Source organism: Pseudomonas sp. 2822-15 (assembly GCF_002742515.1).
GTDB lineage: Bacteria > Pseudomonadota > Gammaproteobacteria > Pseudomonadales > Pseudomonadaceae > Aquipseudomonas > Aquipseudomonas salomonii.
This window is the reverse complement of sequence record NZ_LJRY01000187.1, coordinates 380,917-406,924: the sequence shown is the minus strand read 5'-3', so window position 1 is coordinate 406,924 and position 26,008 is coordinate 380,917. Positions and strand designations below refer to the sequence as shown.

The 26,008-nt window shown below is 60.1% G+C and carries 21 protein-coding genes; 7 read left to right on the top strand and 14 right to left on the bottom strand.

Translation table 11 applies throughout. The annotated features are described in order from the left end of the window. Positions 1–134: 134 nt before the first annotated feature. The gene (glpT, locus tag AOA59_RS16640) at positions 135–1,472 is read left to right on the top strand and encodes a glycerol-3-phosphate transporter (RefSeq protein ID WP_053258586.1); all 1,338 of its coding nucleotides are present in this window, start codon (positions 135–137) and stop codon (positions 1,470–1,472) included. Here the strand turns inward: glpT and AOA59_RS16635 are convergent. Both AOA59_RS16635 and AOA59_RS16630 read right to left on the bottom strand, forming a co-directional pair. Then, complete coding sequence (locus tag AOA59_RS16635) at positions 1,469–2,122, bottom strand: gamma-glutamylcyclotransferase (protein WP_065931847.1); 654 nt, start codon at positions 2,120–2,122, stop codon at positions 1,469–1,471. The two genes, glpT and AOA59_RS16635, sit on opposite strands and share 4 nt — an antisense overlap. A 26-nt stretch (positions 2,123–2,148) precedes the next feature. Next, positions 2,149–4,530 (bottom strand): TonB-dependent siderophore receptor, encoded by a 2,382-nt coding sequence (locus AOA59_RS16630; RefSeq protein WP_099488360.1) that lies wholly within the window; start codon positions 4,528–4,530, stop codon positions 2,149–2,151. Between the two features lie 301 nt (positions 4,531–4,831). Between AOA59_RS16630 and AOA59_RS16625 the strand changes: the two genes are divergently transcribed. Further along, positions 4,832–5,308: a sn-glycerol-3-phosphate transporter gene (locus AOA59_RS16625; RefSeq protein WP_099488359.1), complete on the top strand. Its 477-nt coding sequence runs from the start codon at positions 4,832–4,834 to the stop codon at positions 5,306–5,308. Between the two features lie 123 nt (positions 5,309–5,431). Here AOA59_RS16625 and AOA59_RS16620 read toward each other — a convergent pair whose 3' ends face one another. From AOA59_RS16620 to AOA59_RS16595, 6 genes are all read right to left on the bottom strand, one after another. Further along, a complete protein-coding gene (locus AOA59_RS16620) occupies positions 5,432–6,400 on the bottom strand; it encodes a CDP-6-deoxy-delta-3,4-glucoseen reductase (protein ID WP_099488357.1) in 969 nt (322 codons plus the stop codon). Then, entirely contained in the window at positions 6,400–7,866 is a 1,467-nt protein-coding gene (ubiD, locus tag AOA59_RS16615) for a 4-hydroxy-3-polyprenylbenzoate decarboxylase (protein ID WP_068931322.1), read from the bottom strand. Before ubiD ends, AOA59_RS16620 begins: the two co-directional genes overlap by 1 nt. 59 nt (positions 7,867–7,925) lie before the next feature. After that, positions 7,926–9,929 (bottom strand): acyltransferase family protein, encoded by a 2,004-nt coding sequence (locus AOA59_RS16610; protein ID WP_099488355.1) that lies wholly within the window; start codon positions 9,927–9,929, stop codon positions 7,926–7,928. Between the two features lie 155 nt (positions 9,930–10,084). Further along, entirely contained in the window at positions 10,085–11,344 is a 1,260-nt protein-coding gene (rho, locus tag AOA59_RS16605; RefSeq protein WP_003176825.1) for a transcription termination factor Rho, read from the bottom strand. Positions 11,345–11,579: 235 nt separating this feature from the next. Next, on the bottom strand, positions 11,580–11,909 hold the full coding sequence (gene trxA, locus AOA59_RS16600; RefSeq protein ID WP_003213989.1) for a thioredoxin TrxA: 330 nt from the start codon (positions 11,907–11,909) through the stop codon (positions 11,580–11,582). 120 nt (positions 11,910–12,029) lie between these two features. Further along, positions 12,030–12,725: a FadR/GntR family transcriptional regulator gene (locus tag AOA59_RS16595; RefSeq protein WP_065931853.1), complete on the bottom strand. Its 696-nt coding sequence runs from the start codon at positions 12,723–12,725 to the stop codon at positions 12,030–12,032. A gap of 256 nt (positions 12,726–12,981) precedes the next feature. Between AOA59_RS16595 and AOA59_RS16590 the strand changes: the two genes are divergently transcribed. Genes AOA59_RS16590 through AOA59_RS16575 form a run of 4 tightly spaced genes read left to right on the top strand, consistent with a single transcriptional unit; the run spans position 12,982 to position 15,821 of the window. Further along, entirely contained in the window at positions 12,982–13,767 is a 786-nt protein-coding gene (locus AOA59_RS16590; RefSeq protein WP_099488353.1) for a transporter substrate-binding domain-containing protein, read from the top strand. 14 nt (positions 13,768–13,781) lie between these two features. Beyond that, positions 13,782–14,450 (top strand): amino acid ABC transporter permease, encoded by a 669-nt coding sequence (locus AOA59_RS16585; RefSeq protein ID WP_056860770.1) that lies wholly within the window; start codon positions 13,782–13,784, stop codon positions 14,448–14,450. Then, the gene (locus tag AOA59_RS16580; RefSeq protein WP_056860771.1) at positions 14,447–15,097 is read left to right on the top strand and encodes an amino acid ABC transporter permease; all 651 of its coding nucleotides are present in this window, start codon (positions 14,447–14,449) and stop codon (positions 15,095–15,097) included. Before AOA59_RS16585 ends, AOA59_RS16580 begins: the two co-directional genes overlap by 4 nt. Next, positions 15,084–15,821 carry an amino acid ABC transporter ATP-binding protein gene (locus AOA59_RS16575; protein ID WP_017135248.1) on the top strand — a complete coding sequence of 246 codons (738 nt, stop codon included), beginning with the start codon at positions 15,084–15,086 and terminating at the stop codon, positions 15,819–15,821. Before AOA59_RS16580 ends, AOA59_RS16575 begins: the two co-directional genes overlap by 14 nt. A gap of 4 nt (positions 15,822–15,825) precedes the next feature. On the opposite strand, the gene AOA59_RS16570 is transcribed toward AOA59_RS16575, so the two are convergent. From AOA59_RS16570 to AOA59_RS16555, 4 genes are all read right to left on the bottom strand, one after another. Next, a complete protein-coding gene (locus AOA59_RS16570; RefSeq protein ID WP_371919072.1) occupies positions 15,826–16,335 on the bottom strand; it encodes a hypothetical protein in 510 nt (169 codons plus the stop codon). Positions 16,336–16,387: 52 nt separating this feature from the next. Then, positions 16,388–18,880 carry a fimbria/pilus outer membrane usher protein gene (locus AOA59_RS16565; protein WP_099488628.1) on the bottom strand — a complete coding sequence of 831 codons (2,493 nt, stop codon included), beginning with the start codon at positions 18,878–18,880 and terminating at the stop codon, positions 16,388–16,390. Further along, positions 18,870–19,550 (bottom strand): fimbria/pilus chaperone family protein, encoded by a 681-nt coding sequence (locus AOA59_RS16560; protein WP_099488349.1) that lies wholly within the window; start codon positions 19,548–19,550, stop codon positions 18,870–18,872. The genes AOA59_RS16565 and AOA59_RS16560 overlap by 11 nt, the downstream gene beginning before the upstream one ends. 157 nt (positions 19,551–19,707) lie before the next feature. Further along, complete coding sequence (locus AOA59_RS16555; RefSeq protein ID WP_065931857.1) at positions 19,708–20,364, bottom strand: DUF1120 domain-containing protein; 657 nt, start codon at positions 20,362–20,364, stop codon at positions 19,708–19,710. Positions 20,365–20,842: 478 nt separating this feature from the next. Between AOA59_RS16555 and ppx the strand changes: the two genes are divergently transcribed. Further along, positions 20,843–22,345, top strand: a complete 1,503-nt coding sequence (ppx, locus tag AOA59_RS16550; protein WP_056860774.1) for an exopolyphosphatase — start codon at positions 20,843–20,845, stop codon at positions 22,343–22,345. Between the two features lie 202 nt (positions 22,346–22,547). On the opposite strand, the gene ppk1 is transcribed toward ppx, so the two are convergent. Both ppk1 and hemB read right to left on the bottom strand, forming a co-directional pair. Next, a complete protein-coding gene (gene ppk1 / locus AOA59_RS16545) occupies positions 22,548–24,770 on the bottom strand; it encodes a polyphosphate kinase 1 (RefSeq protein ID WP_099488345.1) in 2,223 nt (740 codons plus the stop codon). Positions 24,771–24,788: 18 nt separating this feature from the next. Next, positions 24,789–25,802, bottom strand: coding sequence for a porphobilinogen synthase (gene hemB / locus AOA59_RS16540; protein ID WP_065931859.1), 1,014 nt, complete (start codon positions 25,800–25,802; stop codon positions 24,789–24,791). Positions 25,803–26,008: the final 206 nt, after the last annotated feature.

Below are 26,008 nucleotides of genomic sequence, written 5' to 3'. Positions count from 1 at the left end.
TTCGCGACATGTTCGTAAGAGAACATGTAATCGCTCCAGTTTCCTGTGTTTGCAGATAAGAGGCGATGCTATTTTCGGTAACGAAACTGTAACATTCGCATCCGCAGTCAAAACAAGAAATTTGGAGCTCTTGAATGTTTGCTTTCTTTCGTCCTGCCGCACACCAGGCGCCCCTGCCTGAAGAAAAAATAGACAGTACCTATCGACGGCTGCGCTGGCAGATCTTCGCCGGTATTTTCTTTGGCTACGCGGGCTACTACCTGCTGCGTAAAAACTTCTCGCTGGCCATGCCGTATCTGATCGACGAGGGTTACACCCGTGGCGAGCTGGGCCTGGCCATGTCGGCCATCGCGATTGCCTACGGCTTGTCCAAGTTCCTGATGGGCCTGGTGTCCGACCGCTCCAACCCGCGCTACTTCCTGCCCTTTGGCCTGTTGATATCGGCCGGGGTGATGTTCATTTTCGGTTTCGCGCCTTGGGCGACGTCCAGCGTAACCATGATGTTCATTTTGCTGTTCATCAACGGCTGGGCCCAGGGCATGGGCTGGCCGCCGAGTGGGCGCACCATGGTGCACTGGTGGTCGCAGAAAGAACGCGGCGGCGTGGTGTCGGTGTGGAACGTGGCGCATAACGTCGGCGGCGGCCTGATCGGCCCGCTGTTCCTGCTGGGCATGGCCTGGTTCAACGACTGGCATGCGGCGTTCTATGTGCCGGCGACCGTGGCATTGGCCGTGGCGGCATTTGCCTTCATCACCATGCGCGACACCCCGCAATCGGTCGGCCTGCCACCCATCGAACAGTACAAAAACGACTACCCGGAAGGCTACAACGCCAGCCACGAAGACGAGTTCAGCGCCAAGGAAATCTTCGTCAAGTACGTGCTGCGCAATAAAATGCTGTGGTACATCGCCTTCGCCAACGTGTTCGTCTACCTGCTGCGCTACGGCGTACTGGACTGGGCACCGACGTACCTCAAGGAAGCCAAGCACTTCGACGTGGATAAAACCTCGTGGGCGTACTTCTTCTATGAGTGGGCGGGCATTCCCGGCACGCTGCTGTGCGGCTGGATGTCGGACAAGATCTTCCGTGGCAACCGTGGCCTGACCGGCATCGTGTTCATGGCGTTGGTCACCGTGGCGACCCTGGTTTACTGGCTCAACCCGCCGGGCAACCCGATGGTCGACATGATTGCGCTGTTCTCCATCGGCTTCCTGATCTACGGCCCGGTAATGCTGATCGGCCTGCAGGCGCTGGAACTGGCGCCGAAAAAAGCCGCGGGCACGGCCGCAGGCTTCACCGGCTTGTTTGGTTACCTGGGCGGTTCGGTGGCAGCGAGTGCGGCCATGGGCTACACCGTGGACCATTTCGGCTGGGACGGTGGTTTTGTGTTGCTGGTGGGCGCGTGCCTGTTGGCGATTGCATTCCTGATCCCAACGCTGTGGCACACCAACAGCGTCAGCTCGGCGCGTTAATTTGCGCCGCAGTCTTTGGCACAACGCTTGAGCCGCGCCTCCAGGTTTTTATCTGGCATGGCGTGGCTACGCAGGGCGTTCACGGTCTGCTCGACATAATCGCGAGTGGTGCCGTAACGCCCGCAAGCGCTTTGCAACACGTGGTTAAGCACGATATCGGGCAGGTTGCCGGCATAGCTGGGCAAGTGCCGCTCCAACACAAACCCCAGCGCCTGCACCTGACTGCCATCTTCCAGGCGGCAACTGAGCCAGTGCGGCCGGTATGACGGGTAAGGCATCTCGCGCTGCCACAAGGCATAAAGCGAGGCCTCAAGCTGGTCTTCCGGCAAACGGTAGGCAAACCCGCTGCACGAACCGCCGCGATCCAGGCCGAACACCAACCCCGGCGACTCCGGCGTGCCTCGATGCTCGTGTGACCACAGGTACAGGCCGCGATGGTAGCCGTGAACCCGTGCGCGCATGCGCTGGGTCGACGAGCATTCGGGACGCCAGATCAGCGAACCATACGCGAATAGCCAGACCGGCCCGCCCTTATGCCTGGCCATGGTGGCCTGCATCGAACTCATTAATTGCTCGTGAGTCAGTTGCGGCCCCAGATCGAGCCGCGGAGGGTAAGCCAATTGCAACAGATCGGTTTCAATAACGGTCATGGCGGATCGCTTAGGTCTCCTGCGTGTTACCAGTTGTAAGCAACTTTACCGTAATAAAACGCGCCGCTGTAACCGTACGGCGAAAAAGTGCTGTAGGCGAGGTTGCCGCCGCTGCTGGCGTAGGCATTGACCTTCTCCGGGTATTTATCGGTGATGTTGTCGCCGCCCAGGGTGAAGGTCCAGTTCTTGAGCTTGTAGTCTGCCGACAGGTCCAGCACCCAGGCGGCCTTGAAGGTCTGGTCATTGACCTTATCGGCCTGGTAGCTGGTGAATTCACCATAGCGCACCAGGTTGCTGTGCAGCGCCCAATTGCCGTAAGTGAAGTCGTTGCCCAGGCTGAGCTTGTGTTGCGGCGTGGTATCACCCAGCAAACCGATGCGCTCACGGCGGTCTACCCGCACCAGGTTGGCGCCCAGGCTGTCCAGAATCGCCGGGTTGGGCTTCACGTCGGTCACTTTGGTGTGGTTGTAGTTGTAGCCCACGGTGCTGTTCCAGCGGATACCGTTATCGAATTGGTAGCGATAGTTGGCCACCAGGTCGACGCCGTCGGTGCTGGTGTCGGTGGCGTTGGTAAAGTAACGGGCGCTGGTGTAGTTGATATTGCCGACCCCATTAGCCTGCAGATAGGCAATGGTGGCCGGGTTGAGATTGAGGTTGGACGACAGGCTGATGCGGTCGCGGATGTCGATGCGGTACACGTCGAGCGTCACGGTCAGGTCATCGGCAGGCTCCAGCACCAGGCCGAGGCTGTAGTTGCGCGACTTCTCGGCTTTGAGGTCTTCGGCGCCCAACAGGCGGGCGACCTGGCTGTTGGCCGGGAAGGTGCCGGCTTCCTGGATGGTGTTGCCGATCAGCTGCGACGAGGTGTAGGCAAAGTTCTGCTGGGCCAGGGACGGCGCACGGAAACCATTGGAAATGCTGCCACGCAAGGCCACTTGCGGGGTGAAGTCATAACGCGCCGACAGGGAGCCGCTGACATTGGAGCCGAAGTCGCTGTAGTCCTCATGACGCACGGCGGCCGAGGCGCTGAGCTTTTCGGTGAAGTTGGTTTCCAGGTCCAGGTACTGAGCCCAGTTGTGCCGCGAGGTGCTGCCGGCGTCGGCATCCCGGAACCCACCCAGGCCCGAACTGCCGGTCTGGTAGTAGGACGCCGGTTCGCCCGCTTCAATTTGATAACCCTGGCGCAGGTATTCGCCGCCAAAGGCCACCGACACCGGGTACGGCAAAAAGCCCACGTCGAACTCACGGGACAGGTCCAGGCTGACCTGGCGCTGATCGTTGCTCAGGGTGCCGTTGTTAAATTTGCGTGGCGTGGCCAGGCCGAGTGAGGTGTTGATGGTTTCGGTGCCCAGTTCGTACTGGTTCTTGCCGTAGTTGGCCGACAGGTCGTAGTGCCAATCGTAGGCCAGCAAGCCGCGCAGGCCGACCACCAAGGACGTGTCTTCCAGGTTGCCCTTGATCAACGGCAGGTAGCCATTGGGGTTGAGCGCCGGGATGTTGTTGGACGCATTGCTCGCCCGATAGAACGCCGCCGTTTCACCACGGCGCTTGCTGTAGCCGCCGAAGGTGTAGAACTCGGCCGCATCGTTGAAGGAATATTCGGAGTTGAACTGGAATTTGCCTTCATTGGTGGCCGGCTCGCCCTGACGGAACACGCGCTGGCCATAGGTGGTGGAACCCACGCTGCCAGGGCGCAAGTCGTCGCCGGCGCGGTTGGTGTAGTCGTTGTCGGCGCCTTCGCCCGAAACGTTGATAAAGCCATTGTCACCCAAGGCAAACCCGGTGTTGCCGCTGACGTTGCGCTGGATGCCATCACCCTTCTTGTACTCGCCAAACTTGGTCGAGACAGAGCCGCCGTGGTCGTCGTGCTTGAGGATCACGTTGATCACCCCGGCAATCGCATCCGAGCCATAGCGCGCCGACGCGCCATCGCGCAGCACTTCGATATGGTCGACCGCCGACAACGGGATCGCATTCAAATCCGCCGGTGCCGAACCGCGCCCCACCGCGCCGCCCAGGTTGACGAAGGCACTGGTGTGGCGGCGTTTGCCGTTGACCAGCACCAACACCTGATCCGGCGACAAGCCGCGCAACTGCGCCGGGCGTACCAGTTCGGCACCGTCCACCAGGCTGGGCCGCGGGAAGTTGATGGAAGGAATCAGACGTGCCAACACCGCGCCCAGCTCATCGGAGCCGGTGCTGCGCAATGTGTCACCGGAAATGACATCGATGGGCGACAACGAAGCACTGGCGGTGCGCTCTTGGGCGCGGGTGCCGGTGACAATCACGGTGTCGAGTTTGGGTGCTTCGGCGGCTGTTTCGTCCGCCCGCACCGGATTGAATCCCACAGCAGTCAGCAAATTGGCCGACAAAATAGCTGTGTACGCATGTTTCTTGTAACTCCCCATACCGCTCCCCTGCCATTCAAACCTGGCAATCAAAAAATCAAAGCTTCAACGCTCTGAGTTCACACGATCGGTCCGGCTGGCGGGCGGTAGCGGTCAGTTACTGGTTGTTGACGATAAGGCGGTAGTCCGTTGGCTTATAGCCTAATTAGATTATTCCTACATTTAAAATATCTTAATTGCATAAGCATAGGCGGCCGTGTTTTCAGCGCTGGTTCAGGTCATGCCCAACACAAGCCGCCAAACTGCAGATGTTTAGCGACCCACATTAGCCGCCTCTTCAAACGACTATCGAGGTCGAACCATGAAATACCTGTTTTCAGGTCTGCTGCTTTTGCTGCAAACCACCACTGCTTTGGCTTCCGAGGCCGCCGCCAATGACGACAAAGGTTTCTGGTACGCCCAGACCAGTGTCTACACCCGGCATTTTTCTCCGGACCCAAAGCACAATAACAATCAGGATTTGATCAACCTGGAACGTAACGAGGCGTCGGGGTTGGTGTATGGCGGGGCGACGTTTCGCAACTCGTTCAGCCAGCGCTCGTATTACGTCTACGCCGGCAAGCGCTACGTTATCGGCGACTCGCCGTTCTATATGAAGGTGACCGCAGGCGCGCTACAGGGCTATCGCGGTAAGTACCGCGACAAAATCCCGCTCAACCGTTATGGCGTGGCACCGGCGATCATTCCGTCAGTGGGGGTTCACTTCGGCCCGGTGGCCAGCGAGTTGGTGTTGCTGGGGTTCAATGCGGCGATGCTGACGGCAGGCGTGCGTTTCTAAGAAAACCGCATAGCTGTGTGGGAGCTGGCTTGCCTGCGATAGCGGTGTATCAGTTGCAGGTGTGTTAGCTGACCCACCGCTATCGCAGGCAAGCCAGCTCCCACACTGGTTCAGCTCAAGGCTTCAAGGCCGTGGCGCGTAGGCAAACACATCGGCGCGCATCTGGTGCGCATCCATGCCTGCGTCCACCAGTGCGTCCAGCGTGCCGTAGATCATCGCCGGCGAACCACTGGCGTAGACATGCACGGCCTTAAGGTCGCTGATGTCTTCACAAACGGCCTCATGCAGCAGCCCGCAGCGCCCTTCCCAACCGCACAGGTCGCTAACCACTTTGTGCAGGAACAGGTTGGGCAACTGCTGCCATTGGTCCCAGTGTTCGATTTCGTAGAAGTCTTCCGGGCGGCGCACGCCCCAATACAGGTGCACCGGGTGCTTGAAGCCTGAAACGCGGCAATGCTCGATCAGGCTGTGCATCTGCGCCATGCCGGTGCCGGCGGCGATCAGCACCAGCGGCCCGTCCGGCAGTTCAGCCAAGTGCGTATCACCAAACGGCAGTTCAACACGGGCCATCTGGTTACGTTGCAACTGCTCGATCAGATTACGCGCACTGTCCTCGCGCACCAGCACATGCAGTTCCAGCTCGCGCCCGGCATGAGGCGCCGAGGCCAGGGAAAACGCCGATTTATCGCCATTGTCGCGCTCGATCATCAGGTATTGCCCGGCGTGGTAACGCACCGCCTTGCCGGCCGGCGCGCGCAGGCGCACGCGCCATACATCGCCACCGACCTCCACGCATTCACTTAATTGGCACGACAACTTGCGCAACGGCAACTCTCCCGGCGCCAGCACGCCATCCCATAACACAATGCAATCTTCCAGCGGTTCGGCGATGCAGGTGTAGAACTCACCATGGTCACGCACCTCACCGGCTTGCCGCACCCGGCCTTCCACCAGCAGCGCGGCACACACATGGCACACGCCATTGCGACACGCCTGTGGGCACTCGTAGCCCAGGCGGCGCGCGCCTTCGAGGATTCGCTCGCCAGGGACCAGCTCCAGTACGGCGCCGGAAGGTTGCAGGGTTACACGCATCAATCTATTCCCAATTCTTTCCAGATCGCATCAACACGTGCGGTCACAGCGTCATCCTTGACGATCACCCGACCCCACTCGCGGGTGGTCTCACCCGGCCATTTGTGGGTGGCATCCAGGCCCATCTTCGAGCCCAGGCCCGATACCGGCGAAGCAAAGTCGAGGTAGTCGATCGGCGTGTTATCGATCATCACCGTGTCGCGCTTAGGGTCCATGCGCGTGGTAATGGCCCAGATCACGTCGTTCCAGTCCCGTGCGTTGATGTCGTCGTCGGTGACGATAACGAACTTGGTGTACATGAACTGTCGCAAAAACGACCACACACCGAGCATTACCCGCTTGGCATGGCCTGGGTACGACTTCTTCATGGTCACGATGGCCATGCGGTACGAGCAGCCCTCGGGCGGCAAGTAGAAGTCGGTGATTTCCGGGAACTGCTTTTGCAGGATCGGCACGAACACTTCGTTGAGCGCCACACCGAGAATAGCGGGCTCATCCGGCGGACGGCCGGTGTAGGTGCTGTGGTAGATCGGTTTGACCCGGTGGGTGATGCGCTCGACGGTGAACACCGGGAAGCTGTCGACTTCGTTGTAGTAGCCGGTGTGGTCGCCGTAAGGGCCTTCATCGGCCATTTCGCCCGGATGAATCACGCCTTCGAGGATGATTTCGGCGGTGGCCGGCACTTGCAGGTCGTTGCCACGGCACTTCACCAGCTCGGTGCGGTTGCCGCGCAGCAGGCCGGCGAAGGCATATTCGGACAGGCTGTCGGGTACCGGCGTCACGGCGCCGAGGATGGTCGCCGGGTCGGCGCCCAGGGCCACGGACACAGGGAACGGCTTGCCAGGGTGTTTTTCGCACCACTCACGGAAGTCCAGCGCGCCGCCACGGTGGCTCAGCCAGCGCATGATCACCTTGTTGCGGCCGATCACTTGCTGACGGTAGATCCCCAGGTTCTGGCGATCCTTGTTCGGGCCTTTGGTGACGGTCAGGCCCCAGGTGATCAGCGGGCCGACGTCGCCCGGCCAACAGGTCTGCACCGGCAACATGGCCAGGTCGACGTCATCGCCTTCGATGACCACTTCCTGGCACACCGCGTCCTTGACCACTTTGGGCGCCATGGCAATGATCTTGCGAAAGATCGGCAGCTTCGACCAGGCGTCCTTCAAGCCTTTGGGTGGCTCGGGCTCCTTGAGGAAGGCCAGCAACTTGCCGATCTCGCGCAACTCGCTGACCGACTCGGCGCCCATGCCAAACGCAACGCGGTCGGGCGTGCCGAACAGGTTGCCGAGCACCGGGATATCAAAGCCGGTCGGGTTTTCGAACAGCAGCGCCGGGCCCTTGTTGCGCAAGGTACGGTCGCAAATCTCAGTCATTTCCAGCACCGGGGAAATCGGCACCTGGATACGTTTCAACTCTCCGCGCTGCTCAAGTTGCTGCACGAAATCCCGAAGATCCTTGAATTTCATTAACCATGCCACCCGTAAAATAGGCGTACATCCTACCTGCTCTTAAGAGCGCTGGCAGCTTATTGCACGTCATTGCGACTCACACCCGACTCAACGGCCTCATTACGCATGGCGTGGAAGAAGGGCTCAAGGAAACCTTCCACATAACGCGTGCCCACGGCTGAGAGGTGGTTGTCATCGGTATACAGCGACTGGCCATCGCGCTCGACCCGGCACCAGCCATTCGTCTCGCACAGCTTGGGCGCCGGGTCCATGAGCTGGACACCGGGGTCGGCCGCGGCGATGCGCTCAAACACGCTGCTGATGAAGGCTTGGCGCTCGACGTGCTCGGCCAGGGGCAAGCCTTCGCGGTCGGTCGGGCGCCCCAGCATCGCCAGGCGGCTGAGCCGGTAAGGCACGTTGAACGCCTGCAACGGCACCTCCTTGACCAGCCACACCCTGTGCCCGCTGGCACGCAGTTGCTGCACCAGCGCACTCACACCCTCGGCAAACAGTCGTTCAGCGACGGCGCGGTCGTACTTGCCCGTCTGCGGGTCATGAAGGGAGGCGCCGGTGTCGCCGGAGCGCTGGCCATAGACGTAAAGGCTCCAGCGGGCTACCAGCACCACATCACTGAACGGTTCCTTGCTCAACAACTGGGTGACACGCTCGTTGAACGCTCGGCAGCCCGGGGTGTTTTCTTTGCGGTCGAACGGCAGGCACCCGGCGTAACCGGCCTGGGTGATGCCGAAGTCGTACTTGCGTGAGCCGTCATTCAAAGCAGGAATGAGTGCCGAGGCATGGCTGTCGCCCCAGACCAATGCGCGGGCAGCACTGGCCTGCGGGCCAAAGTGGCAAAGCTTGCGGTGTGGGTCTTTCTTGTCATCCGACAGGCAGCTCATGAGCGTAGGGCTCCAGGTATGCGCCTGGGCAAATTGCAACGCCTGGGGCGACAGCCGCGATGCAAACCCATCCGACCACACCAGGCCTTTGCCGATCAGGCCCAGGCAGGCGAGCCCGACAAGGCCCGCGATCAGGATCGCCCGACGACCCGCCAGCAGGCGCCGCTCACGAAACGGCCCCTCGACGAACCGCCAGGACAGGTAACCCAACACCAGGCTCAAGACGAACAGACCCGCCAGCGCCCAGGACGACAGGCCAAAAATACTCGCGTACTTGCCAAACACCAGCACCGGCCAGTGCCACAGGTACCACGAATAGGAAATCAGCCCAATCCCGACCAGCACGCGACTGCCCAGCAAGCGCCCGACCCAGGTGGCGTGTTGGCCGTTGGCCCAAATCAACCCCACCACGCCCAATACCGGCAACAAGGCCGCAGCGCCAGGGAACGCAGTGCTGGCGTCATAACCCAATACCGCCACCAGAATCAGGCCCAGGCTGAACAGACTGACCGTTTGCGCCAACAGCGGACTTACCCGCCCTGCCCGCGCCGGCATCACCGCCAACATGGACCCGGCCAGCAATTCCCAGGCACGCATGGGCAGCAGGAAGAACGCCTTGTCCGGCTCATGGGCCACGGCCCACACGCTCGCCGCAAACGACACCAGCAGCAACACAAACAAAGCGCTGCGCCACTGCTTCAGCCGGCTCGACAACAGCGCCAGCAAGAGTGGAAAGGCGATGTAGAACTGCTCTTCAACCGAGAGCGACCAGGTGTGCAACATCGGCTTCATATCGGAGGCCGTGTCGAAGTAGCCATCCTGACGCATGAAGAACAGATTGGAGATGAAAATAACCTGATTGTGTATCGAGCGCCCAAGCTCTGAGTAATCTTTGGGCGCCATCAGGAACCAGCCGGCCACCAACGAGGTGAACATCATCACAAGCAACGCAGGCAGGATACGCCGTGCCCGTCGCGCCCAAAAATCGACAAAGCTGAAACGCCCTGCTTCACGCTCGCGCCAGATGATCGAGGTGATCAGGAAGCCTGAAATCACGAAGAACACATCAACGCCGACAAAACCGCCAGTAATACCAGGAACACCAAAATGGAACAGCACGACAGCGAGGACAGCAATGGCGCGCAGGCCATCAATGTCTCTTCGGTAAGCAAGAGCGGTCATAAATCGTAGATCAGCCTGATTCGAATGGAGATGAGCGTAGCCACGCTCAGCCTTTTTGTTTCTTAACTGACACTATTACCGCACAAATCTCACTTTTCCGATGCAAAAAAAATGGCGCCCCGAAGGGCGCCATTTTTTGGACCTGAAGCGTCGTATTACTTACGCTTCATCGACAGGAAGAACTCGTCGTTGGTCTTGGTGGTTTTCAGCTTGTCGATCAGGAACTCGATGGCGGCTACTTCGTCCATCGGGTGCAGCAGCTTGCGCAGGATCCACATGCGCTGCAGTTCGTCGTCGGCGGTCAGCAACTCTTCACGGCGGGTGCCGGAGCGGTTGATGTTGATCGCTGGGAACACACGCTTTTCAGCGATGCGACGGTCCAGGGGCAGTTCCATGTTGCCGGTACCCTTGAACTCTTCGTAGATCACTTCGTCCATCTTCGAGCCGGTTTCAACCAGCGCAGTGGCGATAATGGTCAGCGAGCCGCCTTCTTCGATGTTGCGCGCAGCACCGAAGAAACGCTTTGGTTTCTCCAGGGCGTGGGCATCGACACCACCGGTGAGGACCTTGCCGGAGCTTGGGATCACGGTGTTGTAGGCACGCGCCAGACGGGTGATGGAGTCGAGCAGGATGACCACGTCTTTCTTGTGTTCAACCAGGCGCTTGGCCTTCTCGATCACCATTTCGGCAACCTGCACGTGGCGCGTTGGCGGCTCATCGAACGTCGAGGCAACCACTTCGCCGCGCACGGTGCGCTGCATTTCGGTCACTTCTTCCGGGCGCTCATCGATCAGCAATACGATCAGGTGAACTTCCGGGTTGTTACGCGCGATGTTCGCTGCAATGTTCTGCAGCATGATGGTCTTACCGGCTTTCGGCGGCGCGACGATCAGGCCGCGCTGGCCTTTGCCGATCGGGGCGCACAGGTCGATGACACGACCGGTCAAGTCTTCGGTGGAACCGTTACCGGCTTCCATCTTCATGCGCACGGTCGGGAACAGCGGCGTCAAGTTCTCGAAGAGAATCTTGTTCTTCGCGTTCTCAGGACGATCGAAGTTGATCGTGTCGACCTTGAGCAGGGCGAAATAACGCTCGCCTTCCTTCGGAGGACGGATCTTGCCAACGATGGTGTCACCGGTGCGCAAGTTGAAGCGACGGATCTGGCTCGGCGAGACGTAGATATCGTCTGGGCCGGCAAGATAGGAAGCGTCTGCAGAGCGGAGGAAGCCGAAGCCGTCCTGGAGAATCTCCAGCACGCCATCACCGGAGATTTCCTCGCCGCTTTTCGCGTGCTTTTTGAGCAAGGAGAAAATCACGTCCTGCTTGCGCGAACGGGCCATATTTTCTATGCCCATTTCTTCGGCCAGTTGGAGCAGGTCGGTAATCGGCTTTTGCTTGAGTTCAGTCAGATTCATATAGGAATGACGTAATCATTTATGGAGGGGGGAAATTAAGCTTTTGGCTTAATGAGGCCGCGCCGCAGAGAAGGCGACAGGATCGCGTACTAATCGAAAAGGAATGCGTCGGCGACGGCTTGCAGGGGGCAGTGGAGAAACCAGTGCGGGGCCGAATGTACCACCTGAATTTCGGAGCGTCTAGCCCTGTTTCACGAAAAAGCCCCGCTATTTTGCGGGGCTTTTTTGACGACGCTTAGATGTTCGCGTCGAGGAAAGCTTGCAGCTGGGACTTCGACAGCGCGCCCACTTTAGTGGCTTCGACGTTGCCGTTCTTGAACAGCATCAGGGTCGGGATACCACGCACGCCGTGCTTGGCCGGGGTTTCCTGGTTGTCGTCGATGTTCAGCTTGGCAATGGTCAGCTTGCCTTCGTAAGTGGTCGCAATGTCGTCCAGAACAGGGGCGATCATTTTGCAAGGGCCACACCATTCAGCCCAGTAGTCAACCAGTACCGGGCCTTGAGCCTTGAGTACTTCGGCCTCAAAGGTCGCGTCGGTGACGTGCTTGATAAGATCGTTGCTCATGGATGTCTCCGGATTGTAAGCAAAAAAAACGTGGCCCATCATAGCCGCCCTTCCCCCGTTCAGGAAGCCGCCTCTGATTGAGTCTTGCTATGGCGCTGCATGAGTTTGGGTATAGCTCACTCACGGCGTCACGGCAGTCACGAAGGCGATGCCTGTACGCAACGCCGCATTACGCACGTGTTCCTGCATGGTTTTCTGCGCCGCCGCACTGGCGCGCCGGGCCAGGGCACGCAGGATCCTGCGGTGTTCTTGCCAGGTCTCCATGGCCCGTTCCGGCCGGATGAACGGTAGCTTCTGGCTCTCCAGGAACACCTCGGCACTGGCACTCAGGATGCTCACCATCGCCTGGTTACCGCTGGCCAGCAGGATCCGTTGATGAAACTCGAAGTCCAAGCGGGCAGCGGCTTCGAAGTCGCCGGCCTTGAGTACTTTGCGCATGGCCTCGACATTGTCTTGCAGGCTGTCCAGCTCATCGGGGCTCAATGTTACCGCCGCCAACCCCGCGGCAAACCCTTCCAGGGCGTAGCGCAACTGGAAGATATCCAGCGGCGTGGCCTGGGCGGCGAAGGGCCAGGCAAACCCCGGCGCCTCTTGCACCTCTTGCACAAACACGCCTTTACCCGGCTGCACACTCACCACGCCCAGAGCACTTAAAGACGACAACGCCTCGCGCAACGACGCCCGACTCACGCCCAACTGTACCGCCAGGTCGCGCTGGGACGGCAACGCGTCACCCGCGGCAAAGCCCTGTTCCTTGATCAGTTTGCGGATGGCCTGCAGGGCCGCTTCCGGTACGGCTTGGGCGATGGAATTCATAAAAAACTCAAGGTTGCAGTCAACGGAGCGGCTAGTTGTAAAGCTATTCGCAGCCGGCGGCAAGCCACGCCCCAAAGGGGCTCGCGGGGTTTTATCGGCGCTCGAAAAAGGTGCGAAAACCCTGCGCACTGTTCAGACCAGTAAGACCACCAGACCTCAACAAATCCCAGTGTTCCAGGCCATTGATGCGGTGATGGCATGGGCCGTGCAATGGCTCGAAACAGAATATTCCCGCGCCCTTCCCCGGAGAGTTGCCATGACCAAGCGCTACAGCGCCCTGCTCACTGCCCTGTTTGCCAGCCTGATGCTGAGCCAGGCGCCCGCCCATGCCAACGGTCTGGACGATATCGTCGCCCGTGGCACCCTCAAGGTGGCCGTGCCCCAGGACTTCCCGCCGTTCGGCTCGGTTGGCCCGGACATGAAACCCCGTGGCCTGGACATTGACACCGCCAAGCTGCTGGCCGACCGGCTCAAGGTCAAGCTGGAGCTGACCCCGGTCAACAGCACCAACCGTATCCCGTTCCTCACTACCGGCAAGGTCGATCTGGTGATTTCCAGCCTGGGCAAGAATGCCGAGCGCGAAAAGGTCATCGACTTCTCCAAGGCCTACGCGCCGTTCTACCTGGCCGTGTTCGGCCCGCCTGATGCGGCCATCCACACCACCGATGACCTCAAGGGCAAGACCATCAGCGTGACGCGCGGCGCCATCGAAGACATCGAGCTGACCGCCGTGGCGCCCAAGGAAGCCACGATCAAGCGCTTCGAAGACAACAACTCCACGATCGCCGCCTACCTGGCCGGCCAGGTCGACCTGATCGCCAGCGGCAACGTGGTGATGGTCGCGATAAGCGAGCGCAGCAACAAACGCGGGCTGGCGCTGAAGGTGAAACTCAAGGATTCGCCGGTGTACGTGGGCGTGAACAAAAACGAGCCGGCGCTGCTGGAGAAGGTCAACCAGATCCTGGTCGCGGCCAAGGCCGATGGCAGCCTGGAAAAGAACGCGATGCTGTGGCTTAAAGAACCACTGCCTGCCGATCTGTAATGCGGAGCTGATTCATGGCGTATCAATTTGACTTTGTGCCGGTGCTGGCCAATACCGACCTGCTGCTACGCGGCGCGCTGTTCACCCTTGAGCTGACGGCTATCGGCACGATCCTCGGGGTGGCCTTGGGCACCGTCGGCGCCGTGGTGCGGGCATGGAAGATCCAGCCGTTTTCCTGGATCTTCGGGGTGTATGTCGAGTTGATCCGCAACACACCGTTTCTGGTGCAGTTGTTCTTCATCTTCTTCGGCCTGCCGTCCCTGGGGCTGAAAATCACCGAGTGGCAAGCCGCCGTACTGGCGATGGTGATCAACCTGGGGGCGTACTCCACCGAGATCATTCGCGCCGGCATCCAGGCAGTCCCAAGCGGCCAGCTGGAAGCCGCAGCGGCATTGGCGATGACGCGTTTCGAGGCGTTCCGCCATGTGGTGCTGCTGCCGGCACTGGGCAAGGTGTGGCCGGCCTTGAGCAGCCAGATCATCATCGTGATGCTCGGCTCCGCGGTGTGTTCACAGATCGCCACCGAAGAGCTGAGCTTTGCCGCCAACTTTATCCAGTCGCGCAACTTCCGTGCCTTCGAAACCTATGCACTGACCACTCTGGTGTACCTGTGCATGGCGCTGATGATTCGCCAGTTGCTCAACTGGATCGGCCGTCGCTACGTAATGAGGAACAGCCGATGAGTGATTTCTCCTTCTGGGACATCGTGCGCAACCTCGCCACCGGCCTGCAATGGACCTTGCTGCTGTCGCTGGTGGCCTTTGTCGGCGGCGGCGTCATCGGGTTGTTGGTGATGACCCTGCGCATCAGCCGTAAAGCCTTCCCGCGCAATGTCGCGCGCACCTATATCGAGCTGTTCCAGGGCACGCCGCTGCTGATGCAGCTGTTCCTGGTGTTTTTCGGCATTGCGCTGCTGGGTGTGGATATCTCGCCCTGGCTGGCGGCGGCGATTGCCTTGACGCTGTTCACCAGCGCCTACCTGGCCGAGATCTGGCGCGGCTGCGTCGAGTCGATTGCCCACGGGCAATGGGAAGCATCGGCCAGCCTGGCGCTTAACCCGTTTGAACAACTGCGCTACGTGATCCTGCCGCAAGCCCTGCGCATTGCCGTGGCGCCCACCGTGGGCTTCTCGGTGCAGGTGGTCAAAGGCACCGCCGTGACCTCGATCATCGGTTTTACCGAGCTGACCAAAACCGGCGGCATGCTCGCCAACGCTACCTTCGAGCCCTTTATGGTCTACGGCCTGGTGGCCCTCGGTTACTTCCTGCTCTGCTACCCCTTGTCCCTCAGTGCGCGCTACCTGGAAAGGAGACTGCATGCCTCTGCTTAGAATTTCCGCCCTGCATAAGTACTACGGCGATCACCACGTCCTCAAAGGCATCGACCTGACCGTTGAAGAAGGCCAAGTGGTGGCGATTATCGGCCGCAGCGGCTCAGGCAAGTCCACTTTGCTGCGGACACTCAACGGTCTGGAATCGATCAACGACGGCGTGATTGAAGTCGATGGTGAATACCTCGACGCCGCCCGCGCCGACCTGCGCAGCCTGCGGCAGAAAGTCGGGATGGTGTTCCAGCAGTTCAACCTGTTCCCACACCTGACCGTGGGCGAGAACGTCATGCTCGCGCCACAAGTGGTGCAGAAAGTGCCCAAGGCCAAGGCCGCCCAGCTTGCCCGGCAGATGCTGGAGCGGGTAGGGCTGGGGGAAAAGTTTGACGCTTTCCCTGATCGCCTGTCCGGCGGCCAGCAGCAACGGGTGGCCATTGCCCGCGCGCTGGCCATGTCGCCCAAGGTGCTGCTGTGCGATGAAATCACCTCGGCGCTGGACCCGGAGCTGGTCAATGAAGTGCTCAGTGTGGTGCGCCAACTGGCCAAGGACGGCATGACCCTGATTATGGTGACCCACGAAATGCGCTTTGCGCGGGAAGTCGGGGACAAGCTGGTGTTCATGCATCAGGGCAAGGTGCATGAAGTGGGCGACCCCAAGACCTTGTTCGCAAACCCGAAGACGCCGGAATTCGCCAATTTCATTGGCTCGGTGGAACAACCGGGCTGACCGGTCAGCCGCCAGGCAACCATTCAAAGTGCCCCTGACCTTCGAAGACGGTCTCGTGGCGCACCGAAAAGGCATCGGGCGGCAGGTAAGTGTCGATCTCCACTTGCGCTGAAAAGCGTGTGCCGGTCAGCGGCCCCCCCCCGGCTTTGGCAATCAATACCTGGCCGGGCATTAAATGCCCCAGGGCAGACGTGTCTGTTGATTGCACCGAGTAAAGTTCGACAGCGCGACCATCGACCAAGGCATGTTTGAGGGCCAGGGTGAAGCTGCCCTGGCGCCCGAATCGAAAGCCTTGCGTCCCTGCCGGAACGCCGGTAAAGCGCAGGGCGACAACCCCGGGTTCGGCACACACGACGCTCAGTTGCAGGGTACGTTTGCCCAAAATAACCGGCTGGTTGCTGATCTGCTCATCCAGCAGTTCTGCGCGCCTGAGCATGCCGTAGTCGACCCTGGGCTGGCTGATCGAGAGGCGACAATCATTCGCCGAAGCATCCTGGGCAGCTATCGAGAGCATGAACAGCAAGCCAAGCCCCAGGCACATTCGGCGGACGGGGTGCTGTACGGTTTTACTGGGCACGACAGACCGCCGAAGCCGTTTCATAGAGCTTGTCCTCTTGGGGTTGCGACTCAAGGTTCAGATGCAGCAAACACGCGCGCGTAGAGCCCGGCGGCGAAACGCTGAGGATTTGCCCGTCATCCATATTGTTCAAAAAGATCAGGCCCTCGCCCACCACATTGGTCAGGTAGGTATTGTCCGGGCCAAACACCGCAGAACCCTGGGGCAGAGGTGCACCTTGGTCATCGCGGACTTCAAGCAATACCCGACGAACATTCACCACCTGGAAATCCACGGTATTGAATGACCCGCGCCCAGCGGCGAGGATTTTGGTGCCGTTCTTGAGATCGACCCGCTTGGGCAAGGACTGGGTCTGCACTTCCAGACGGCTGGTGGTGTAAGCCGGCAAGCCGGGTATCACTGCATGCCCACGGTAGTCCGTCCACACCGGGCCTTGTGGGGTCGAGACCTTGGCCGCCGACACATCGCCCACCGATAGAACACCGAAGGTGTCCTGCACCTTATAGGGAGAAAAGGTCAGGCCGCGTTCGTGAGCCACCACGGCGCCTTGCAGTTGCCCGTTATAGCTGGTGCTCGTGGGCGTGCGATTCATGCCCAGGCCAACCCGGGTATAACGCGGTATCACATCGACGTTTGCGCGCACCGCTTGCTGGCGGTCCTGCAGATCCCGCTCAACGCCCACTTCGTAGTTCACATATTCATTGACCCGTTCGGACAACGCCGTGCCCATATCGGCGCGGCCATTGCGGCGACTGGCGTAGGATGTCAGGCGGCGATCGTCACCGAAGGGCACCGTGACCTGCAGGCGCAAGGACACCCCTTCCGGCGATACCTCATCACGCATACCCCGCTCACGGCTTGCGGTCTTGCGCCGCCGCGATGCGCCCACCTGCGAGTCGGCGATCAACGCCACATCGACCTGCCTGAAACCCTTGCTCCACGAGGCAAATACATTTTCGGCAAGCTGACCATCAAACTGGGTACTGCGTGCGTAGTTAACCGCAAAGGCCCCCAGGGTCGGGTCAGCCCAACTGAGGCCCGCCGTGTACTGATTCTGGAAGCGAGTCTGCAGCTCATCTTTTTTCAAGCGCCGGCCCGCTTCGAGGACATCCCGATAGCCTTGGCTTTGGGTCGTCGCGCTCAGGCTCATCTCAATACCCGCCACCAACGGGCTGCTCAGGGACAGGGAGCTGCGGCCGCCGGCCACACCCACCTCGCCATCGCGCGAGAGGTTATGCCGGGCACTGACAGTCACCCGCTGGAAAAACACGCTGCTAAAGGTGCCACCGGCCGAGTGATACTCATCGGTGCTCAATAAACCAAACCCAAGGGATGACTGCCTGCCCAGCCCCCAGGTGCCACTGCCCATGGCGACAGTCGGCGCCTCCCGACCATCACTCAGTTGTTCGCGCACCTTGCCAAGGGCGAAGTCAAAACCCGGAGTTACGCCAATGGCCGCACTGAAGGAGGCCGCCGGCACCACGAAACTGCGAGTGCCCCCCCGGGTGCCGATAACGCTGACTTCCAGGTCGCTGGTGCCATTGAGCAAGGGCAAGCCAGTCAGGCTGAACGGCCCCTCAGGCACCAACGTGGTATGAATCAGCGCGCCGGACTGGCGCACCTCGACACGCGCCTGGCTGTGGGCCACCCCCTCCACCACCACGCCATTACTGGCGCCGGTGCGCGATACGCCATCCGGAAACAGCTGAAAGCCCGACAGCTGAACCCCACCGAACACCGGACTTCGGGTAGAGATCTGGCCCACCTGGAAAGTCGAGCGCAACGCGGCAATGTCACGCTGGGCGTAGGCCTGCACATGTTCGCTGCGACTTTTACCGTTATCAGAGATGAAGAACTGCCGACTGCGGACCACCCAATTACCCAGATTGAATCCCGCCTCGGTGTAAGCCGAAACGAACCGGCTGGGGCCACTGCGCGACTGGGTCTGAAACCCGAGCACATCGTAGTTGAACAACGCTGCCGCACCGCCCTCGGAAAAACTCCCCGCTTCCCATTCAGCCTCACGCAGGGACTGGGTAGGCACGACCAGAGCAACCTCTTCTCTGCCCGGCTGCAGCCTGACGATGGTCGCGGGGAACTCACCCATGAAATCGTGACACGCCTGATCGGCCGAAATGCCCGATTGCACGATTGCGGCGGGTACTTTGAGTCCGGCTTTTTCAAGCAGACCCTGGGTAAAGCACAGCTGTCCCTGATAATCGAAACGGGCCTCGACCAGACCCAGGGAGTTTCCGTTGACGCGCAGTCCCACTACCTGCATGCCCTCACGAAACCGCGCCGCACTGCGAAAGTAGTCGGAAACCTTCGGATCGATGCCATAGCTGGCCAAGACAGCCAGATCAAAGCCCTCCCCCAACTCGCCCGCCCAAGCAAAACCGGGGGCACCCCACAAGGCGGCCAACCCCAAGAAAAGCCCTGAGCGGCGGCCTGCCGGGCTGGGTAGCGACTGATTAACCCTCATGGCCCAGTACATCTGCCTGGTAATCATCGACGGCAAAACCAAACACCGTGGCCGGCTGTAGCCGCACCGAGGTCACCTCGCTCACCGGCCCCTCGGTCTTGAGCGTCAACACCTCGCCGGGCAGGATATAAGTGCGGGGCAGCAAGCCGATTTTCTTCAGCGGATTAAGCTGTACCTCCAACCCCATCCGCACCACATAGGCACTGTCGTTATGTACGCTCAAGCGATCACCCTGGCGCTTCCACTTAAGCAGTTCCCAAGGTGCCTCGTGCCGGGGCAAACCCGCCGGGTGCAGGATCAACGGCAAGTTTTGACGCAGGGTGATACCAATGGTCGCACCACCGGGTTCACGCGCCTGGGGAATACCCTCAAAGGACACACGCTTGAGACGCTGAGTCTTGAGCGGTGTCTTCAAGGTACTGATAAACCGAACCAGTTGCGTCTCCTCTGGCTCCACGCGAGCAATGGGCGGGGTGACAATCAACAGGGTTTCAAGATCCTCGGGCACGTTTTCAATGACGGAGTGCAGTAATGCGGGAGTTGGATCGGTATTTTTGATATTAATCGTGGCTTCGCCATTTTCCTCATAAAGAATGACAACCGTGGTTTCAGGCAACATACCGTCGGCATAGGCTGTGCCGTACAATAGCAACGCCATACAGCACGACATAGAAACAATTATTCTTGAAAGACCGATCACCGAGTTCTCCCTGGAACACTTACAAATAAATAAACACTTGTAATCTCCCAGCCATGTAAAAACAGCCGATAACAAACCAGGGGCATGCTGACGACCTCTGCCTCGCATCGACTGTCATTCAAAAGGCTTAGATGTAATTCAGCACCAGGGTCGCGTGACCATCCAGTGTCACATTACCGGTGAGGTTCAGGTCAGCCGCGCGATTGATCACAGCTTTAACGGCAATAACACCGGAGAGCTGGGAGATCGCCGCTGGCGCATAGGGCGCGCCGTTACGCCAGGAGTGCTGACTGGGCGCCTGGGTCACCTTGCCGTCGCTGGCTTGCCAGGCAGCTGTCGTGCTCGAGCGTACGATCGGCCAAAGCGCCTGTCCGCTGGACGTCAAGTTCCTGAGGGTGACCGAATAGCCGCCGGTGCGCTTGCCACCGGGCGCGCCCAGGCCAAAGTTCTGGGCCTCGGTATAGTTTGCGCCCAATATGCCGGGGACTTTACTGAAGGCTCGCAAGTCAGTCACCGTCAAGCCAAACCTCGCAGGCGTTTGACCGCAATTGACGACCAGCGCTGTGGAGCGCTCCTCACGCGGGTTGAAATTCGTCCGGGACAATTCGGCGGCGCGAATCGTGCCATAGTCAATAACCCCGCCGGCGGTCACGCTGATACTGCAAGCTGCCGGAGTGATGGTGCCCTTGACGATCAGGTTGCCGGTCGGGTTGTTTGTAGCATAGGCGCCCACACTGGCAACCAGACACGCTACACCCACGGCCAAGCCAAATACTTTTTTCATGTTTTACCCATCATTAGAAGTTAACAGGCGTTACTAATTAAAGACTGAAAAGCTCCGCTTCCAAAACACGACACTCCCTGACATAAAAGCCCATAAGCAAGTAACACCACGGCATCATTGCCGGCGGGCAGTCTCGCTTGTTAGTGACCCTAAAAAGAATAGGAGAGCGCGCCAGCTATTGTCAGAATGCAATAAAAAAGTAGTTACCGTTTTCGAATGCCCACGTAGTCATAAGCAAGAAATCGAACAGAACAACTCAACAACCTTGTAAGGAAAGTCAGTAGAGGATTTCTACAGGCATAATTTTAATATCTCTTACCTGGCTTAAAATTTATTCACTAGATCAAAATCGAACCGCCCTACAGCTCCAACGGGCATTGCCTCCTACACCCACAGGAACATTCCCGAAGCACAACGCGTTGGCGCCAGCGGTCGATCGTGGCACGATGGTCGGGTTATCGACCGAGACCCCCAAACCATGCCGCAATCCCAAGCCAAGAATCTGTCCCTGATCGCCGCCATCGACCTGGGCTCCAACAGCTTTCACATGGTCGTGGCCAAGGCCCAGAACGGCGAAATCCGCATCCTTGAGCGGCTCGGCGAGAAAGTTCAACTGGCTGCCGGCATCGACGACCAGCGCCAGCTCAATGAAGAATCAATGCAGCGCGGCCTCGACTGCCTCAAGCGTTTTGCCCAACTGATCAACGGCATGCCATTGGGCGCCGTGCGAATTGTCGGCACCAACGCCTTGCGTGAGGCGCGTAACCGTGTCGAATTCATCCGCCGCGCCGAAGAAATCCTCGGGCACCCGGTTGAAGTTATTTCCGGCCGCGAAGAAGCGCGCCTGATCTACCTGGGCGTGTCCCACACCCTGGCCGACACCCCCGGCAAGCGCCTGGTGGCGGATATCGGCGGCGGCAGCACCGAGTTCATCATCGGGCAAAGATTCGAGCCCTTGCTGCGCGAGAGCCTGCAAATGGGCTGCGTGAGCTTTACCCAGCGCTACTTCAAGGACGGCAAGATCACCCCGGCCCGCTACGCCCAGGCCTACACGGCGGCGCGGCTGGAGATCATGAGCATCGAGCACGCCCTGCACCGCCTGACCTGGGATGAAGCCATCGGCTCCTCCGGCACCATCCGCGCCATCGGCCTGGCCCTGAAAGCCGGCGGCCATGGCACCGGCGAGGTCAACGCCGAAGGCCTGGCCTGGCTCAAGCGCAAACTGTTCAAGCTGGGCGATGCCGAGAAAATCGACTTCGACGGCATCAAGCCCGACCGCCGCACCATCTTCCCGGCTGGCCTTGCGATTCTCGAAGCGATCTTCGACGCCCTCGAACTGCAACGCATGGACCACTGCGACGGCGCCCTGCGCGAAGGCGTGCTGTATGACCTGCTGGGCCGCCATCACCACGAAGACGTGCGTGAGCGCACCCTCACCTCGCTGATGGAGCGCTATCACGTCGACCTGGAACAAGCGGCCCGTGTGGAACGCAAAGCCCTGCACGCCTTTGACCAGGTGGCCGAGGACTGGGACCTGGAAGACGGCGTCTGGCGCGAGCTGCTGGGCTGGGCGGCCAAGGTGCATGAAGTGGGCCTGGACATCGCCCACTACCATTACCACAAGCACGGCGCCTACCTGATCGAGCACTCGGACCTCGCCGGCTTCTCCCGCGAAGACCAACAGATGCTCGCCCTGCTGGTGCGTGGCCATCGCCGCAACATTCCCAAGGACAAGTTTGCCGAATTCGGCGACGAAGGCATCAAACTGATCCGCCTGTGCGTGTTGCTGCGCTTTGCGATCCTGTTCCACCACATCCGTGGCACCCAGGAAATGCCCCAAGTCACCCTGCGCGCGCACGGTGACAGCCTGGACGTGGTATTCCCCAAAGGCTGGCTGGATGAAAACCAGCTGACCCAGGCAGACTTTGCCCAGGAAGCGGAGTGGCTGACGCGGGTAGGGTTCAGCCTGAACCTGCGCTAAAGGACACTGCAAAAACATCTGTGGGAGCGGGCTTGTTGTGGCGAGCGGGCTTGCCCCGCGTTGGGCTGCGAAGCGGCCCTAAAACCAAACGCCGCATTCTGTCAGACAGAATGCGGCGTTTTTATTGGGGCTGCTTCGCAGCCCAACGCGGGGCAAGCCCGCTCGCCACAAAGCCACTCCACATTTCAGACCCTGTCGGGTTTTAATTCACCGCAAGAATCGGGCTACCCAGCTTATCCAGCAGCGTCGCCTGCGCACTGCGCGGGTTCTGGTTGCCGGTCGGCGTGTTGCGCACGTAGCGCCCGTCCGATTGCAGGCTCCAGCTATGGGTGTTGTCGGTGAGGTAGCTTTCGAGCTCCTTCTTGACCCGCATGATCAGCTTCTTGCCTTCCACCGGGAAGCAGGTCTCCACACGCTTGTCGAGGTTGCGCTCCATCCAGTCGGCACTGGAGAGGAACATCTGCTCTTCGCCGCCGTTGAGGAAGTAGAACACCCGCGTGTGCTCCAGGAAGCGGCCGATGATCGAGCGCACATGGATGTTATGCGACACACCCACAATGCCCGGACGCAGGCAGCACATGCCACGCACCACCAGATCGATGCGCACACCGGACTGGCTGGCCTTGTACAGCGCGCGGATGATCTTCGGATCGGTCAGCGAGTTGAACTTGGCAATGATGTGCGCCGGCTTGCCGTCGAGGGCGAACTGGGTTTCGCGGGCAATCATGTCGAGCATGCCCTTCTTGAGCGTGAACGGCGCGTGCAGCAGCTTCTTCATGCGCAAGGTCTTGCCCATGCCGATCAGCTGGCTGAACAACTTGCCGACGTCCTCACACAAGGCGTCGTCAGAGGTGAGCAAGCTGTAGTCGGTGTAGAGCTTGGCGTTGCCGGCGTGGTAGTTGCCGGTGCCCAAGTGGGCGTAACGCACAATCTCGCCGGCCTCGCGGCGCAGAATCAGCATCATCTTGGCGTGGGTCTTGAAGCCAACCACGCCGTAGATCACCACCGCACCGGCCGCTTGCAGGCGGCTGGCCAGTTGCAGGTTGGACTCTTCGTCAAACCGCGCACGCAACTCGATTACCGCCGTGACTTCCTTGCCGTTTCGCGCGGCGTCTACCAGCGCATCGACAATTTCCGAGTTGGCGCCGGAGCGGTACAGGGTCTGGCGCACCGCCAGAACATGCGGGTCTTTGGCGGCCTGGCGCAGCAGGTCGACCACTGGCGTGAAGGACTCGAACGGGTGCAACAGCAGGATGTCCTGCTTGCTCACCACACTGAAAATGTTCTCGCTGTTTTGCAGCAGTTTCGGAATCTGCGGTGTGAACGGCGTGTATTGCAGCTCCGGGTGGCTGTCCAGGCCGGTGATGCTGAACAGACGGGTCAGGTTCACCGGACCATTGACCTGGTACAACTCGGACTCGGCCAGGTTGAACTGCTTGAGCAGGTAGTCCGACAGGTGTTTGGGACAGGTGTCGGCCACTTCCAGGCGTACCGCGTCGCCGTAACGGCGCGAGAACAGCTCCCCGCGCAGGGCACGGGCCAAGTCTTCGACGTCTTCGGAGTCCAGCGCCAGGTCGGCGTTACGGGTCAGGCGGAACTGGTAGCAGCCCTTGACCTTCATGCCCTGGAACAGGTCATCGGCGTGCGCGTGGATCATCGAAGACAGGAATACATAGTTATCGCCAGCGCCCCCTACTTCTTCCGGTACCTTGATGATCCGTGGCAACAGACGCGGCGCCGGGATGATCGCCAGGCCAGAATCGCGACCGAAAGCGTCGATGCCTTCCAGCTCGACGATAAAGTTGAGGCTCTTGTTGACCAGTAACGGGAACGGGTGCGTCGGGTCGAGGCCGATCGGGGTGATGATCGGTGAAATCTCGTCACGGAAGTAGCGGCGCACCCAGGTCTTGATCTTGGTGGTCCAGTGACGACGACGGATGAAGCGGACCTGATGTTTTTCCAGTTCCGGCAGCAGGATGTCGTTGAGGATCGCGTACTGGCGGTCCACATGGCCGTGCACCAGCTCGCTGATGCGCGCCAGGGCCTGATGCGGCTGCAGGCCGTCGGCACCGGCCTGTTCGCGGGCAAAGGTGATTTGTTTTTTGAGGCCGGCCACGCGGATCTCGAAGAACTCGTCCAGGTTGCTGGAGAAGATCAGCAGGAATTTCAGCCGCTCCAGCAGCGGGTAGGACTCATCCAGCGCCTGCTCCAGCACGCGGATGTTGAATTGCAGTTGTGACAGCTCACGATGGATGTACAGGCTACTGTCATCCAGGTTGGTCACCGCCGCCACCGGGGCCGGCGCGGGCGCCTCAGCCACCACGGCAGGCGCAGCCGGTTCCAGCTCCGGTGGGGTTTCGGCGATTTGTTCAACCACCGGGTGAGCGTCTTTTACAGCCACTTCGGAGAGTCCTTCGGTATTCATCGAGTGTTCCTGTGAGGGCTATTGTTGCTCTCTAAGCAATTGGGCGGCGCGGGCGGCGAAGTAGGTCAGAATGCCATCAGCGCCCGCACGTTTAAAGGCAGTCAGGGATTCGAGGATCACCCCTTCACTCAACCAACCATTCTGGATCGCGGCCATGTGCATGGCGTATTCACCGCTGACCTGATAGACAAAGGTCGGCACCTTGAATTCCTCTTTGACCCGATAAAGGATGTCCAGGTACGGCATCCCGGGCTTGACCATCACCATGTCGGCGCCTTCGGCCAGGTCGGCCGCCACTTCGTGCAGCGCTTCATGGCTGTTGGCCGGGTCCATCTGGTACGAAGCCTTGTTGGCCTTGCCCAGGTTCAACGCCGAACCCACCGCATCGCGGAACGGGCCGTAATAGGCGCTGGCGTACTTGGCCGAGTAGGCCATGATGCGCACATTGACGTGGCCGGCCAGTTCCAGGGCTTCGCGAATCGCCTGGATGCGGCCGTCCATCATGTCCGACGGCGCCACCACCTGGGCGCCTGCCGCCGCATGGGACAAGGCCTGCTTGACCAGCGCATCGACAGTGATGTCATTCTGAACATAACCGTCTTCGTCGAGAATGCCATCCTGGCCGTGGGTGGTGAACGGGTCCAGCGCCACGTCGGTGATCACACCCAGTTCCGGGAACCGCTCACGCAAGGCACGGGTGGCGCGCTGGGCGATGCCATCCGGGTTCCAGGCTTCGGCGGCGTCGAGGGACTTGAGCTCAGCCGGTGTCACCGGGAACAGTGCCAGCGCCGGAATCCCCAGTTCAACCCAGCCAGCCGCCTCTTCCAGCAGCAAATCAATGGTCAAGCGCTCCACACCCGGCATCGATGCCACGGCTTCCCGACGATTTTCGCCGTCCAGCACAAACACCGGCAGGATCAGATCATTCGTCGTCAGTACGTTTTCACGTACAAGGCGGCGCGAAAAATCATCACGGCGATTGCGTCGCAGACGGGTGGCGGGGAACAGGCGATTGGCAGGGGTAAAGCTCACGACAGACTCCTGAGCCCGCGTTTACGGGCGAGCGTTGCAGTTATAAGCGGCCATTATGACGAAGGAATGACAGTTGTGCTTATCGATGCGACCTGTAGTCGCATTCGTCGTTTATGTAGGAATTGTTCACTTCGTGACACATCTCGATACTTTCATGAATGTTCACGAAGGCGTAGGCTGCGCGTTCATTTCGCCAGCACCCCAGA